The organism is Rheinheimera sp. 1928-s, from assembly GCF_029269265.1.
Lineage (GTDB): Bacteria > Pseudomonadota > Gammaproteobacteria > Enterobacterales > Alteromonadaceae > Pararheinheimera.
Map to the genome: position 1 here is coordinate 552,930 of NZ_JARIXP010000003.1, position 15,721 is coordinate 568,650.

At 43.9% G+C, this 15,721-nt stretch carries 13 protein-coding genes; 8 read left to right on the forward strand and 5 right to left on the reverse strand.

The window, feature by feature from the left end; translation table 11 throughout:
- The first annotated feature begins 26 nt into the window (after positions 1 to 26).
- The gene (locus P3C17_RS10185; RefSeq protein ID WP_300929340.1) at positions 27 to 1,214 is read left to right on the forward strand and encodes a YbfB/YjiJ family MFS transporter; all 1,188 of its coding nucleotides are present in this window, start codon (positions 27 to 29) and stop codon (positions 1,212 to 1,214) included.
- A gap of 7 nt (positions 1,215 to 1,221) precedes the next feature.
- Here the strand turns inward: P3C17_RS10185 and mnmE are convergent, their stop codons facing one another.
- The 5 genes from mnmE to rpmH all read right to left on the reverse strand — a co-directional run bounded on the left by mnmE (position 1,222) and on the right by rpmH (position 5,051).
- A complete protein-coding gene (gene mnmE / locus P3C17_RS10190) occupies positions 1,222 to 2,586 on the reverse strand; it encodes a tRNA uridine-5-carboxymethylaminomethyl(34) synthesis GTPase MnmE (protein WP_300929341.1) in 1,365 nt (454 codons plus the stop codon).
- Positions 2,587 to 2,672: 86 nt separating this feature from the next.
- Positions 2,673 to 4,307, reverse strand: coding sequence for a membrane protein insertase YidC (yidC, locus tag P3C17_RS10195; protein ID WP_300929342.1), 1,635 nt, complete (start codon positions 4,305 to 4,307; stop codon positions 2,673 to 2,675).
- A 3-nt stretch (positions 4,308 to 4,310) separates the two neighbouring features.
- A complete protein-coding gene (gene yidD, locus P3C17_RS10200) occupies positions 4,311 to 4,574 on the reverse strand; it encodes a membrane protein insertion efficiency factor YidD (protein WP_008897166.1) in 264 nt (87 codons plus the stop codon).
- The gene (gene rnpA, locus P3C17_RS10205; RefSeq protein ID WP_127026396.1) at positions 4,526 to 4,897 is read right to left on the reverse strand and encodes a ribonuclease P protein component; all 372 of its coding nucleotides are present in this window, start codon (positions 4,895 to 4,897) and stop codon (positions 4,526 to 4,528) included. Before rnpA ends, yidD begins: the two co-directional genes overlap by 49 nt.
- Before the next feature lie 19 nt (positions 4,898 to 4,916).
- Entirely contained in the window at positions 4,917 to 5,051 is a 135-nt protein-coding gene (gene rpmH, locus P3C17_RS10210) for a 50S ribosomal protein L34 (RefSeq protein ID WP_008897167.1), read from the reverse strand.
- 446 nt (positions 5,052 to 5,497) lie between these two features.
- Here rpmH and dnaA point away from each other — a divergent pair, with 446 nt between their 5' ends.
- The 7 genes from dnaA (at position 5,498) to P3C17_RS10245 (ending at position 15,720) form a co-directional block, all read left to right on the forward strand.
- The gene (gene dnaA / locus P3C17_RS10215; RefSeq protein WP_008897168.1) at positions 5,498 to 6,859 is read left to right on the forward strand and encodes a chromosomal replication initiator protein DnaA; all 1,362 of its coding nucleotides are present in this window, start codon (positions 5,498 to 5,500) and stop codon (positions 6,857 to 6,859) included.
- Positions 6,860 to 6,871: 12 nt separating this feature from the next.
- Entirely contained in the window at positions 6,872 to 7,981 is a 1,110-nt protein-coding gene (gene dnaN / locus P3C17_RS10220; RefSeq protein WP_300929343.1) for a DNA polymerase III subunit beta, read from the forward strand.
- Positions 7,982 to 7,984: 3 nt separating this feature from the next.
- Entirely contained in the window at positions 7,985 to 9,085 is a 1,101-nt protein-coding gene (recF, locus tag P3C17_RS10225; protein ID WP_300929344.1) for a DNA replication/repair protein RecF, read from the forward strand.
- Between the two features lie 2 nt (positions 9,086 to 9,087).
- Positions 9,088 to 11,508, forward strand: coding sequence for a DNA topoisomerase (ATP-hydrolyzing) subunit B (gyrB, locus tag P3C17_RS10230; protein WP_300929345.1), 2,421 nt, complete (start codon positions 9,088 to 9,090; stop codon positions 11,506 to 11,508).
- A gap of 345 nt (positions 11,509 to 11,853) precedes the next feature.
- Positions 11,854 to 12,690, forward strand: coding sequence for a PIN domain-containing protein (locus tag P3C17_RS10235; RefSeq protein ID WP_300929346.1), 837 nt, complete (start codon positions 11,854 to 11,856; stop codon positions 12,688 to 12,690).
- Between the two features lie 19 nt (positions 12,691 to 12,709).
- Positions 12,710 to 13,687 carry a site-specific DNA-methyltransferase gene (locus P3C17_RS10240; protein ID WP_300929347.1) on the forward strand — a complete coding sequence of 326 codons (978 nt, stop codon included), beginning with the start codon at positions 12,710 to 12,712 and terminating at the stop codon, positions 13,685 to 13,687.
- Between the two features lie 11 nt (positions 13,688 to 13,698).
- Positions 13,699 to 15,720: a DUF87 domain-containing protein gene (locus tag P3C17_RS10245; protein WP_300929348.1), complete on the forward strand. Its 2,022-nt coding sequence runs from the start codon at positions 13,699 to 13,701 to the stop codon at positions 15,718 to 15,720.
- The last annotated feature ends 1 nt before the right edge of the window (position 15,721 follow it).

Consider the following 15,721-nt stretch of genomic DNA (forward strand, 5'->3'; position numbering starts at 1 on the left):
AAATTTCTGGCTAAGGAAGCCTGTGTATGTCTGATCCTGGAGCGCGCCGCATTCTGTTGGCTGGTTTTTTTAGTCAGTTGTTGTGTTTGGGCATAGCACGTTTTGCCTACACTCCGCTTATTCCTTTAATGTCCGATTCAGGTCTTACTGAAGCTTTGGCTGGTTATTTAGCTGCGGTGAACTATCTGGGGTATTTTGCCGGTGCTTTGCTGGCAGTGCGACTGAAAAACTGGCAATGGAAGTTTTATGCTTACCGTACAGGTTTGGTTTTCGCTGTGATCAGTACACTAGCCACTGCTTATAGTTCAGATCCGGTATTTTGGGGCTTGTGGCGCTTTCTGGCGGGTTTAAGTTCGGCTGCTTCGATGTTATTGGCCTCAGGTCTTATTTTGCAGCAGCTGGCTGCACGTGGCGCTAAAGCTGAACTGGGTTTGCATTTTGCAGGCTTAGGATTGGGCATAGCTTTAGTGGCTTTATTAGTAGAGCTGTTTAGCGCTGTCACTTTGAGTTGGGATCAACAATGGCTGGCTTTAGGCGTGCTTGGATTGGTGCTGATAGTTCCGGCATGGCGCTGGTTGCCACCACCACAGCTGCCGTTGTCCAGTAACAACACAGATGCAACACCTTTAGCCTTGCCCCGTAGTTTCCTTTGGCCCTTATTTTTGATGTATTTCTGCGCCGGCTATGGCTATGTGGTCACTATCACTTTTATTGTCGCTATGGCGAGTCAGAATGCAGAACTGACAGGTTTTGGTAACTGGGCATTTTTCGCTTTAGGTCTAGGTGCTGCACCAGCAGCGCTAATCTGGGATCGGGTCGCGCGACTATCAGGTTATTTAGTTAGTTTACGTTGGGCTTTACTGCTAAACGCCTTGGCTATTGTGTTGCCTGTGCTTTGGAGTCAGAGCCTGGTGTTATTCTTCAGTGCCTTTTTATTTGGCATCAGCTTTGTCGGTTGTGTCAGCTTAATGCTAACGATGGCAGGGCGCTTATTACCAGCAAAACCAGCTCAACTGATGGGCAAGATGACGCTTTGTTATGGCACTGCACAGGTGCTGGCTCCTGCAATCAGCGGTTATTTAGCCAAACAAAGCGGCAGTTTTGATTCAGGCTTACTACTGGCCAGTGTGATTACCTTATGTGGGGCGGGAGTACTGACGCTGCTTATCCGCCGCACAGCCAGTGATCATCTGGCCATGCGGGGTGGCAGCTAGAATTGAGTTACTTACCTATACAGAACGAGCTGAAAATCCTGCCCAATAAATCATCCGAACTAAATTCGCCGGTGATTTCATTCAGGTGTTGCTGAGTCAGGCGTAGTTCTTCTGCTAACAGCTCGCCCGCTAGGTGGTTATGCAACTGAGCATCACCTATGGCTAAATGCTCTGCAGCGCGTTCCAGCGCGTCTAAATGACGGCGGCGGGCGATAAAGCTGCCTTCGGTATTGGCGTCAAAGCCCATGCAGGCTTTTAAGTGATCACGTAGCTGTTCTATACCGGAATTGGTTTTGGCCGAGATATGAAAGACCGGATAGTCTCCGTCCTGGCTGGCACCCGTCGTTTCGCCTGTTAAGTCGGCTTTATTGCGAATCACTGTTAAGCCCAGGTCTTTAGGTAAACGTGACATAAAGTCTGGCCAGATCTCGGCTGGGCTGGTGGCGTTCGTAGTAGTGCCGTCGACCATAAAAAGTACGCGGTCTGCTTGTTCTATTTCCTGCCAGGCGCGTTCTATGCCTATTTGTTCCACTTTGTCTGTCGCTTCACGTAAACCAGCAGTGTCGATGATATGCAAAGGCATACCGTCGATATGAATATGCTCACGCAGTACATCACGGGTGGTACCTGCTATTTCTGTCACTATGGCGGCTTCACGACCTGCTAAAGCGTTTAATAAGCTGGATTTGCCCGCATTAGGCCGGCCAGCAATCACCACGCGCATACCTTCACGTAATATGCTGCCTTGTGTGGCTTGTTTCTGGATTCCTGCCAGATCAGAAATAATGTCGGCTAAGTCACCTGCTACTTTGCCGTCAGATAAAAAGTCGATTTCTTCATCCGGAAAGTCGATAGCGGCTTCGACGTAAATTCGAAGGTAAATCACTTTTTCGACCAGGTCGTGAATTTTGCGCGAGAACTCACCCTGCAACGAATGCATCGCTGAACGGGCTGCTTGTTCGGAGCTTGCGTCAATTAAGTCGGCTATGGCTTCGGCTTGGGTTAAATCTAATTTATCGTTTAAAAATGCCCGTTCGGAAAACTCGCCCGGGCGGGCTATCCGCACATCTTTCATTTCCAGCACACGGCGTAGCAGCATGTCCAAAAGCACTGGACCACCGTGACCTTGCAGTTCCAGCACATCTTCACCGGTAAAGGAGTTAGGGCCAGGGAAATACAAGGCTATGCCCTGATCCAGAGTTTGTTTTTGAGCATCTAAAAACGGCAGGTATTCAGCAGTACGAGGTTTAGGTACTTTGCCCAGAATGGCAGAAGCCACTGCAGATACGGCAGGGCCTGATACCCTGATTATTCCTACACCGGCACGACCTGTGGCTGTGGCCTGAGCTGCAATAGTGTCTGTGCTGTACATAAAACCTCGTCTTAAGAAACCAAATGTTCAAATGTAGAAAAACAAAAAGGCCTGAGAACAGGCCTTTAAAGTGTAGCTCAGGAGCATCAGGCCTTAGTGTATAAGCCTTTCTTCTCCATACCACGGTAGATATACAGCATCTGGGCTAAAGAAATCAGGTTGCTGACTAACCAGTACAGTACCAGACCACTAGGGAACCACAGGAAGAATACTGAGAATACCACTGGCATCCACAGCATAATTTTTTGCTGCATAGGATCTGTGACTGTCATAGGCGTCAGTTTTTGCATCACAAACATACTGATACCAAACAGCACTGGTAATACGTAGTATGGGTCTTGGGTGGATAAATCCTGGATCCATAACATAAACGGAGCCTGACGTAATTCCACACTCTCAACGAACACCCAGTACAGCGCCAGGAAGATCGGCATTTGCACCAGCATAGGCAAGCAGCCACCCATAGGGTTTACTTTTTCTTTGCGGTACAGTTCCATCATGGCAGGGCCCATTTTTGAGCGGTCGTCTTTATAACGGGCTTGCAGTTCGTCAATTTTTGGCTTCAGATTACGCATCTTGGCCATAGATTCGTACTGCACTTTGGTCAGCGGGTACATCGCACCTTTCACCAGCAGGGTGATCATAATAATGGCGACCCCCCAGTTGCTGACAAAACTTTGAATAAAGGTCAGTAACCAGAATAATGGCTGAGAGATAAAAAATAAGAAGCCGTAGTCCACTGTCAGATCCAGGCCATCCGCAATAGCTGCTAAGTTATCCTGATTTTTGGGGCCAGCATAAAAAGTAGAAGCTATAGTCAGGTTTTCGCCTGCAGCAATAGTTAATTCAGGGCCTTTGACGCCAACTACACCATTGCCATTATTCACTAAGCTGTATAACTGGTTGTCTGCAGTTTTTTCCGGAACCCAGGCTGCAACAAAATAGTGCTCCAGCATAGCCACCCAACCACCTTTAGTGGATTTAGCCAGGTTGGTTTCCTGCATATCTTCAAAATCGTATTTTTCATAACGTTTTTCAGAAGTAGAGAACGCCGCACCACGGTAAATAGGCATCATCATATTGCTGCCTTCGCCGTTATCAATGGTTTGCACCAGATGTTGATAAGGCTGAACCAGCTTAGTGCCTGTTGTGGTATTTTTCAGCAGATATTCTACCCGGACATCATATTTGCCAGCGGTAAAGGTGTAGCGTTTTTCAATCTCTAAGCCGTTGTGGCTAAAGGTTAAAGGCACTACCACTTGCTGTTCGCCATTGGCAAGCGTGTAACTGGTTTGGGCCACGCTGTAGACAGGACGACCGCTGTTGCGTTTGTCATCCGGGCCATCGGCCAATAAGCCTGACTGAGCCACATACTCAAAACCATTGAGCTTACGCATCAGCTGATAAGGCTGGTCGCTGTCTTTGGTTAAAGTAAAAGCAGGCAAGGTTAAGTCAACAATATCGCCACCTCTGGTGTCGATTTGCACTTTTAATACATCAGTGCTGACAGTGATCACTTGCTGAGCTGCAACAGCGGCTGCAGGTTGAGCTGAGGTGCCTGAACTGCTTAATTGCAAATCCGCTGAACCAGCAGAACTGGTTGTGCTTTGTTCAGTAACAGGAGTTACTGGTTTAGGCGCGTGATCGGTTTGCCATGCTTGCCATAACAATAAGCTAACGAAGGCGAGGGCTATCACTAATAAACTGCGTTGAGAATCCATCTGTTAGTTAGTCTCTTTCTGCTTTTGTGGAACCGGGTCTTCACCACCGGGATGTAGGGGGTGACATTTTAATAAACGTTTTGTAGTTAACCAACCACCTTTTACGGCACCAAAGCGTTCTATGGCTTCAATAGCGTAATGAGAACAGGTGGGATAAAACCGGCAACTGGGTCCAAATAACGGACTGATCAACTTCTGATAACCACGTACAGTGGAAATTAGCAGTCTTGCACCAGTGTTTTGTATTGGCGAGCTATTTTGCCCCATAACTTATCCAGTTGCTTGTGCAATTCTTCATTGGGCGTGTTGCTGATATCACCTTTTACCATCAAAACTAAATCAACAGGCGGTAGTTCATGTTGGTGTAGCCGAAAGCTATCCCGTGAACATCGTTTGATGCGGTTTCGATGCGTGGCTAATTTAACACGTTTTTTGGCAATAGTCAGACCAAGTCTTGGATGAGTAGACTGAGTAGGTTTACACAATATGGTAAAGAGAGGAGAAGAAACCCTGAAAGGATTTTGGAAGACATTGTCGAATTCGCGGGGAGTTAACAGACGTAACTCCCTGCTGAATGTATAGCTGACCACGCAGCGCTTACGAATCTGACTAGACTGTTAAGCGCTTGCGGCCTTTAGCACGACGACGTGCAATCACTTGGCGGCCATTTTTAGTAGCCATGCGAGCACGGAAGCCGTGGACGCGAGCACGTTTTAAAACGCTAGGTTGAAATGTTCTTTTCATAACTTCGTCCGTCCGGTCGATATTTACTAAGGGTCTGTGTTTTAGTAAAAACCAAAACGCAGCGATTAAAAAAGAGCGCGAATTCTAAGCGGGTCGGCAGCTGTTGTCAATGCAGATCCTTGTGTTTCTGCTGATCTGATCATTATTTTTTATCGATCTTTAAAAGTTGTCCACAAGGCTAGTGGTTCAACTGGGATAAAATGTGAGTTGTTTTAAAAAGTTTGTGTTTTTGGACCACTTTGGTCTTATATTTTGCTTGCATATCAGTAAATAGAATAAGATGTTTATTTCTATATAAAACAAGTGGTTATATATTGTTTTCGCCGCTCGTCGCATTTTTGCAAAAGTCAATATTGAACTTGTGGATAAGATCATATGATAATGCTGCTCTTTTCACTTACGCCCGCCTAACTAAATAATAATTATTAGGGGCTTTTGGAGATATGGTGTATCAGTCCGTTTGGAAAAATTGCCTCGAAGCGCTCCAGGCCGAGCTACCAGCTCGTGATTTTGGAACCTGGATCCGTCCATTACAAGCTGACAGCTCGCATGACGCACTGACTTTGTATGCGCCTAACCGCTTTGTGTTGGATTGGGTGCGTGACAAATACCTGAACCGGATCAATGAACTGATCCAGGGCTACTGTGGCGATCATGCGCCACGTTTACGCTTTGATGTAGGTTCAACCCAAAAGCCTTTAGCCGCCCCTGTGAATCAATTGCCACGCATTGCACCAGCTGCAGCTCCGGTGGCTGCTATGCCTGAGCCAGCACCTAAAACTATAGTGAACAGCAACGTCAATGCGAAACACAACTTCGATAACTTTGTAGAAGGTAAATCGAACCAGTTAGCGCGCGCTGCTGCCAAGCAAGTGGCCGATAATCCGGGCACTGCGTATAACCCGCTGTTTTTATATGGCGGTACAGGCTTAGGTAAAACTCACTTATTGCATGCGGTAGGTAACGGCATTCTGGCGAAAAACCCAAATGCTAAAGTCATCTATATGCACTCAGAACGTTTTGTGCAGGATATGGTAAAAGCCTTACAAAACAATGCGATAGAAGAGTTTAAACGCTATTACCGTTCTGTGGACGCGCTGCTTATCGATGATATTCAGTTCTTCGCGAAAAAAGACCGTTCCCAGGAAGAGTTTTTCCATACCTTTAATGCTTTGCTTGAAGGTAACCAGCAGATCATTTTAACTAGCGATCGTTATCCAAAAGAAATCGACGGCGTGGAAGAGCGCTTAAAAAGTCGTTTCGGTTGGGGTTTAACTATCGCCATCGAACCACCAGAGCTGGAAACCCGGGTCGCGATCCTGATGCGTAAAGCGCAGGAGATCAATATTCGTCTGCCGGAAGAAGTCGCATTTTTTGTCGCTAAACGTCTTCGCTCTAATGTGCGTGAATTAGAAGGGGCGTTAAACCGTATTTCTGCCAATGCTAACTTTACTGGCCGTCCTATTACCATCGACTTTGTGCGCGAAGCATTACGCGATATGCTGGCGTTACAAGACAAGTTGGTGACGATTGAAAATATTCAGAAAACTGTGGCCGAGTATTACAAAATACGGGTGGCGGATTTATTGTCTAAACGTCGCAGTCGTTCAGTCGCCCGTCCTCGTCAAATGGCGATGGCGTTGGCGAAAGAACTAACCAACCACAGCTTACCGGAAATCGGTGATGCTTTTGGTGGCCGTGACCACACCACAGTTTTGCATGCGTGTCGTAAAATCGAATCGTTAAAAGAAGAGACGCATGAAATTAAAGAAGATTTTCAAAACTTAATTCGAACATTGTCTTCATAATAGGGAATGGTGATGCAATTTACTATTGAACGCGACGCTCTGCTCAAACCCTTACAAATGGTGTCAGGTGCTATTGAACGGCGCCATACTTTACCTATTTTGTCGAATGTATTGATTGAAGCGCGCGAAGACGGTCAGCTCATTCTGACCGGTACCGATTTAGAAATCGAACTGGTGGCCATGTCACCTATCCAGCAACTGATCAGCCCTGGCCGTATTACTGTGCCGGCGAAAAAGATTCTGGATATTTGCCGCAGCTTGCCCGATACCTCTTTATTAAGCGTTACAGTGCAAGGTGATAACTGTGTGGTCAGCACAGGCAAAAGTAAATTTACTTTGTCGACCTTAAGCGCCAACGATTATCCAAATTTAGAAAGCTGGCAAGGTGAGGTCGACTTACAGTTGCCACGTAATCAGTTGCGTCATTTGTTAGACGACACGGCATTTTCTATGGCAAACCAGGATGTGCGTTATTACCTGAACGGTTTGTTATTTGAAGTAGATAACGGCACTTTACGCTCTGTCGCAACAGACGGTCACCGTCTGGCCATGAGTTCTATCGAACTGGCAGCTACGGCCGGTCATCAAAAACAAATCATTATTCCGCGCAAAGGTGTGCTGGAAGTAATGCGTTTATTAATAGCCGATGATCAGCTGGTGACTTTAAGTTTAGGTCAAAACCATATTCGTTTAACCGACACTCAGTTCAGCTTCAGCTGTAAATTGATTGACGGCCGTTTCCCTGATTATCGCCGTGTATTGCCACGCAACAGCACTAAGCTGGTGACAGCACACCGTGATGTCTTAAAGGATTCCTGTGTTCGCGCTTCTATTTTATCGAACGAAAAATACCGTGGTGTGCGTTTTACTTTGAGTTCAGGCGAGCTGCAAATTGTGGCGAATAACCCTGAGCACGAACAAGCGGAAGAAAGCATCGAAGTGGAATACCAGGGCGATACGCTGGAAATTGGTTTTAACGTGGGCTACTTGCTCGACGTACTGAATACTTTATCAACCGACCTGGTAGTGCTGCATTTAAGTGACGGTAACTCCAGTGCGCTGATTGAAGGTGTCGCAGCTAAGTCAGGCGCCATGTACGTTGTGATGCCAATGCGTTTATAGTGAATGGCATTAAATACGCTTAGAATTCAGCAGTTTCGCAACATTGCCGAAGCTCAATTAGAGTTTCGTTCCGGGATAAACCTGATTTATGGCGAAAATGGCAGCGGCAAAACAAGTTTGCTCGAGGCCATTTATTATTTGGCGCATGGCCGTTCTTTTCGCAGCAGCAGACCAGAAAAACTGATCCGCTATGAACAACCGGCATTTTTACTGAATGCCAAAGTTGAAATGGCGCAGCAGATATTAAATCTCGGCTTGCAGCGCGAACGCGAAGGCGAGCTGCGGATGCGGTTAAACGGGGAAGACCTGAACCGTGTCTCTGAACTGGCGCAATTGCTGCCGGTTCAATTAATTACCCCAGAGAGCTTTAAGCTTTTATTGGGTGGCCCAAAAGAAAGGCGACAGTTTTTCGATATGGGATTGTTTCACGTGGAACACTGTTTCTATTCCTTGTGGAGCAAATTGCAGCGTGTACTGAAACATCGCAATGCGTTGTTAAAAACACAAAAGCGCTATAACGATGAGTATGCCTACTGGGACCAAAATTTGGCCAGTTTGGCATTTGAATTACAGGCGTTACGCCAGCGTTATATTTCGGCTTTAGATGCGGCGGTGCAGCCTTTGTTGACAGACGCGCCCTGGGCTTCGGGTTTAACCATGCAGTTGTATTCAGGCTGGCCCGAGCGTATCGAAACCCCGGAGCAATTGCAGCAATTATTGCAGCAAAATTTTCTGCAGGATTTGCGCTTAGGACATTGTCAGTTTGGCCCACAAAAGGCGGATTTAAAGCTGAAAGTAGCGGGCCAGGCGGTAGAAGAAGTGTTGTCGCGTGGACAACTTAAAGTATTACTCTTTGCGCTGAAAGTTGCGCAAAGTAACGTGATTTATAACTACGGTCATAAAAAGCCAGTGTTATTAATTGATGATTTGGCCTCGGAATTAGACGATAATTCCAAGCGTCATATATTTAGTTTTTTAAACACCATTAACTCGCAGGTTTTTATTTCAGCGATTAATACTGATCAGGTTCTGCCAGCAATACCGGATGTGAATCCAGCATTGTTTCACGTGGAACACGGACAGATAACAATACGGACAGAATGAAGATGGCCGAAGAACATATTTACGACTCGTCGAGTATCAAAGTATTAAAAGGCCTGGATGCCGTACGTAAAAGACCCGGTATGTATATCGGTGATACGGACGACGGCTCAGGCTTACACCACATGGTATTCGAAGTCGTCGACAACTCCATCGATGAAGCCTTAGCTGGCCACTGTACTGATGTATGGGTCACTATCCATACCGACAACTCAGTATCAGTACGCGACAACGGTCGTGGTATTCCTACAGATATGCACGAAGAGGGCGTATCTGCAGCTGAAGTCATCATGACGGTATTACACGCCGGTGGTAAATTCGATGATAACTCCTACAAAGTATCAGGTGGTTTGCACGGTGTAGGTGTCTCTGTAGTAAACGCTTTATCTGACAAGTTAGAGCTGACCATTCGCCGTAAGCAAAAAGTGCATTCGCAAATCTACCGTTTAGGTGTGCCGGACGCGCCTTTAGCTGTAGTAGGTGAAACTGAAGGCACTGGTACTTCTATTCGTTTCTGGCCAAGCCCAACTATTTTCAGCGATATCAATTACCACTACGATATTCTGGCCAAACGTTTACGCGAATTGTCATTCCTGAACTCTGGTGTCAGCATTATTCTGACCGACGAACGTGATGACAAAACCGATCACTTTAAATACGAAGGTGGTATCGAAGCTTTTGTGCAGTACTTAAACCGCACAAAAACTCCGGTTCACCAGAAAGCCTTTTACTTCACCTCACACCGTGAAGAAGATGGTATTTCTGTAGAAGTAGCAATGCAGTGGAACGATTCCTTCCAGGAAGGTATTTACTGTTTCACCAACAACATTCCACAACGGGATGGTGGTGCTCACTTAGCAGGTTTTCGCTCGGCGTTAACCCGGGTGTTAAACACTTATATTGAGCACGAAGGCTACGCTAAAAAGATGAAAGTTTCGGCCACAGGCGACGACGCCCGTGAAGGTTTAACTGCTGTGATCAGTGTTAAAGTGCCGGACCCTAAGTTCAGTTCTCAGACCAAAGACAAGCTGGTATCCAGCGAAGTGAAGTCTGCAGTTGAAAGTGCGATGCACGAAAAGCTGAACGAATACCTGTTAGAAAACCCGGGTGAAGCCCGCATCATTGTTGGCAAAATTGTCGACGCAGCTCGTGCCCGTGAAGCCGCCCGTAAAGCCCGTGAAATGACTCGCCGTAAAGGTGCGTTAGATATCGCTGGTTTACCAGGTAAATTGGCCGACTGTCAGGAAAAAGATCCAGCATTATCAGAACTTTACCTGGTAGAGGGTGACTCTGCGGGTGGTTCTGCCAAGCAGGGCCGTAACCGCAAAAACCAGGCTATTCTGCCGTTAAAAGGTAAAATCCTGAACGTAGAAAAAGCCCGTTTCGACAAGATGATTTCCTCTCAGGAAGTAGGCACGCTGATCACAGCTTTAGGTTGTGGTATTGGCCGTGACGAATACAATCCGGACAAAACCCGTTACCATAGCATCATCCTGATGACGGATGCTGACGTTGATGGTTCTCACATCCGTACTCTGTTACTGACATTCTTCTACCGTCAAACACCTGAGCTGATTGAACGTGGTTATATCTATATTGCTCAGCCGCCTTTATACAAAGTGAAAAAAGGTAAGCAAGAACAATACATTAAAGACGATCCGGCTTTAACTGAATACTTAACTACACTGGCGCTGGATGAAGCGACTCTGCATGTCAATGCAGACGCTCCTGGCATTGGTGGCATGCAGCTGGAAACTTTGGTGCAGCTATATCATAAAGTGTCAGCTACTATCACTCGTTTAAGCCGTAAGATCCCATCTAACTTACTGAACGAACTGGTGTATGTGCCTGCGCTTACGCCTGAGCTGTGCAAAGACGCTGCTTTAGCTGAAAGCTGGGCCAAGAACATAGTCACCCGTTTGCAAGAGCGTGAAGGTGATGGTTCCAGCTATACCTACGCAGTGGTAGAAGACCGCGAACGTCATCTGTTTATACCAAAAGTCATTATCCGTCAGCACGGTATCGACAACGAATACCTGCTGCATTACGACTTTATCACTTCAGTGGATTATGGCCGTATTGTTGAATTAGGCAGCGCTATAGCTGACCTGATTGAAGAAGGTGGTTATGTTCGCCGTGGTGAGAAAATCAAGCCAATAGAAAGCTTTGTTGAAGGGCTTGAATGGCTGATGGCTGAATCCAAACGTGGTTTATATATTCAGCGCTATAAAGGACTGGGTGAGATGAACCCTGAACAGTTATGGGAAACCACCATGGATCCAAATACTCGCCGCATGCTGCGCGTGACTATTGAAGACGCCATTGGTGCAGACCAGCTATTTAGCACCCTGATGGGTGACGACGTAGAACCTCGCCGTAACTTTATCGAAGAAAACGCGCTGCGGGTTGCAAACCTGGACGTGTAACCAGTTGTTTAGTTTTATGCATAATTAGTGTTTCAATAAATTTGCAAATAGACTTTTTGAAAAGCTATCTATCAAGGATAGCTTTTTTTTTGTCTAAGAATTATTTCTATGTATAGAGCGACTCTATTTCGTTAATCAAGCTGTTAGAAATAAAAGTATATAAATAGAAAGGTAAAAAGATGATAAAAAAACAAGCATTAAGTGAAAAGCTGCGATAGAGTACTATTTAAGGTACGGAGCAAAGCTTTTACATTTAGAGTTTAAGCCCATATATCATCTTTGTAGGCCTAGCTTTAGGCTTCATATTCTTTGTGGACATAATCTTAAACATGGAGAGTTATTTTTTTGGATGCTCTAATATTCATTGATACAAACATCTTTCTGGATTTCTACAGAATAAAGAATTCAGAAGTGAGTATGTCTTATCTGAAGTTGATTGAAGAACACAGAAACCGAATAATTACGGGTTCGCAAGTTGAAATGGAATACAAAAAAAACAGACAGACGGTGTTCCAAGACTCTCAGTTAAAATTTAAAAACCCAGATTGGAATACTTTGAGTGTACCCGCTTTGATAGCCGAAGGCCAAGAAGCAAAACGGCTTTCGGAACTTCGAAATGAAGTAGGTAAACAACAATCAGAAATAAATGAGATGATTGAAAAAATATTCAAACATCCACGTTTACATGATCCCGTATATAAATCGTTAGAGAGTTTGTTTTCATCCAAAAGCAAATACAATTTAGCTACTGAGGACTCTAAACACAGCGTCATTTATGAACTTGCGCTCAAAAGATTTAATATGGGATATCCTCCCAGAAAGAAAACTGACACGTCTATCGGAGACGCAATAAACTGGGAATGGATAGTTCAATGCGCTATCGAAAGCAGGAAAAATATTATTATCGTAACTCGAGACGGTGATTATGGCTCAATTGTTAAAGGGGAATCATTCATTAATGATTGGCTATATGAAGAGTTTAATAAAAGAGTCCCTAAAGGAATTGAACTAATACTGGAAAATCGATTGGCTAAAGCATTCAAATCAATAGATGCCGCGGTAAGTGACACGATGGTTGATGAAGAATCTAAAATGATCAAAGAGTTTAGGGATATAGATACAAGAGAATCATCTGATAGGGTGAGTGACAAAATAATAAATATCTTGAAAAGCTACGATTAAAAACGGAAATGACGTAGAAATGATGAAACCTTTATATGAAACAAGTTTAGGAAAGCTCATAGTTGGTGATTCTATTGAAATTGCCAAAGAACATTTATCGAAACATTACGGTAAAAAATTTCAGTTAATCATTACATCGCCACCTTTCCCACTGAACGCAAAAAAAAGATATGGTAATTTGCAAGGCCAAGAGTACTTAGAGTGGTTTAAAGCGTTGGGACCAATCTTCAGCGACTTACTTACGGATGATGGTTCATTAGTGATTGAGATTGGTAACTCATGGGAATCGGGACGACCGGTCCAGTCCCTCTTACATCTTGAATGTCTTTTCGGATTGGTGAACAATCCAACGTCAGATCTCCGCTTAATTCAAGAATTCATCTCATATAATCCCTCTAAGCTACCATCGCCCGCCCAATGGGTCACGGTCAATAGGTTACGAACTGTCGATAGTTATACCCATGTTTGGTGGATGGCAAAGTCAGATTTCCCAAAAGCGGATAATTCAAAAGTGCTACGACCTTACAGCAAAAGGATGAAAAAATTAATCGAATCGAAAACGTACAATTCTGGAAAAAGGCCATCTGAGCATGCGATTAGCCCAAACGCATTTACTAAAGATAATGGCGGCAGCATAGCGCACAATCTATTTGAATTTGAGGACATAGACGATAAAAGAGAAGTGAGATTACCTCACAACGTTCTTAGTTTCTCTAACACGAATTCAAATGACTATTTTCATAGGCGATGTAGAGAGGAAAGCATTCCATTGCATCCTGCAAGAATGCAGGCTGGATTGGTTAGCTTCTTTGTAGAGTTTCTAACAGATGAGGGAGATCTAGTTCTAGACCCTTTTTCTGGCAGCAATACGACAGGATATGTGGCGGAGAAATTGAATAGAAGATGGATATCAACAGAAATCAATCTGGACTATGCAACAAACTCAATAATTAGATTTGAAGATCCTGATTTGGAAGCATCCTTGAACATACTATAAAGGGAATTTATATGCTGGATAACAAGCTAAAAAATATATTAGATACCAACATATTTGAAAAAGGACGAGACGAAACCAACTTTGTCGGACATTTATTCTATCTTGATTATGAACGTGCAAAGCTGCTTGTCGCGGATGCTTGGAAACATAGAGCTCATGGTATACCACAGGGGACGTTTTTATTAGCATTCTATACTGGTGAGAAAGGGGTTGATGAAGTTTTACTACTCAGAGCGACCGGGCAAACTGGCCTTCCGAGTGATAGCATCGTTGTCTCCTCAATGATTGATTACTACAAGCAGGGTGATGACATTAGTGGAAGAGCTGGAGCGGAAAAAAAGAGTCAGCTTGATGATTTTACAAGGTATGAGTTCAGCTTTTCAGGGCTTGAATGCAGAATTCTAGGTTCATTCTACAAGACAACTGGCGGGAGAGAGGAGTTTGGTGCCGATATAGAAAATTTTTATTCTGCAAATAACTATAGAGTTTACAAAGCTTGTGGAGATGTTCTGCGGAAAATAGTTAACCAACGAGATCACAACATAATTCCAGGAAACGAAAACGAATCGAAGATTGGAGTGGTTCGTTATAGTTCAAGCCGAAGATTTCAATCTACAAATGACCAGCAAGTTGAAGTCTTTGTAAATGCTCAGGACTTCGTTGGGAAAAGAACCGCGCTGTTCGGTATGACTAGGACAGGAAAATCTAATACAGTAAAAAAAATAATCCAATCAACGGAGGATATTTCAAGAAAAAGCGTAACCACGACGCTTCCCGAATCTTCTGTTTCAACACCTCCATTCAATGCTGTGGGAGCTCCGGAATATCCTGTTGGTCAGATAATATTTGATGTCAACGGAGAATATGCGAATGCGAATCTCCAGGACGAGGGCACAGCTATATACGAACTGTATTCAAAAAAAGTAACTCGTTATAGTGTGATGGATAAAGAAGGGTTTAACGTTCTAAAAGTAAACTTTTTTAAGGAGATCGAAAATGGATTTGAACTCATTAAAAGTTATCTTTCTCAAAGAGAAGGAAGTGTCGATTATGTGACGAACTTTGCTGCGGTAGACCTATCTCCTCCAAATAATTATGGTAGTGACCGCTCAGCCAAAATTAGGTACGACCGTAAAGTAGCAGCTTATCTTTGTTGTCTCAAGAAAGCTGGTTTCAAGGTTCCGTCTGGACTAAAACCAACCTTTGTTGGTAATCAAGAGATAGATAGTCAAGTTATCTCCAACGGCGTAATTGAGCCTGCTAAGAATAATATCAGTTTTGATGAGGCCATACTTTGGTTTGAATGGGTATGGAAGAATTACGAGAATGAATACTTTAAAAAGTATAAGGAGGCTAAAGGAAAAGAGTGGGCAGATGATGATTTGAAGTCATTATTGGTTTTCTTATCAACATTTAAGAAACCTAACGAACAGACTTCTGTCAGCGGTTACAAAAAAATCAGAACTAATGAACTGCATGCATTGCACACGGAAAAATCGGATACTTCGTTTGAAGTAGAAATACCTAAGTTGTTACGTGCTGGAAACATTGTAATTATAGATATATCTCAAGGGTCTCCTGTTGTTCAGTCGCTTTTTTCTGAGCGGATATGTAAAGCGATATTCAATAACTCAATGGATCGTTTTGTTAGAAATCTACCTAATAACTTCATTCAATTCTATTTTGAGGAAGCTCATAATCTTTTTCCTAAAAAAGAAGAAAAAGACTTAAGCCAAATATATAACAGGCTCGCAAAGGAAGGTGCAAAGCTCCATCTTGGTATGACATACGCTACACAAGAGGTCAGTTCGATCAGTGCTAATATACTTAAAAATACGCAAAATTGGTTTATAGCTCACTTAAATAATGAAGATGAGTTAAAAGAGTTAAGAAAGTATTATGATTTTTCAGATTTCATCAGTTCTATTTTGAAATTTAGTGCGGGTAATGATAAAGGCTTCGTTCGTATGAAAACATATACAAATCCTTTTGTTGTGCCTATTCAAATAGATAAGTTTTTAGCGCAAGGATAGC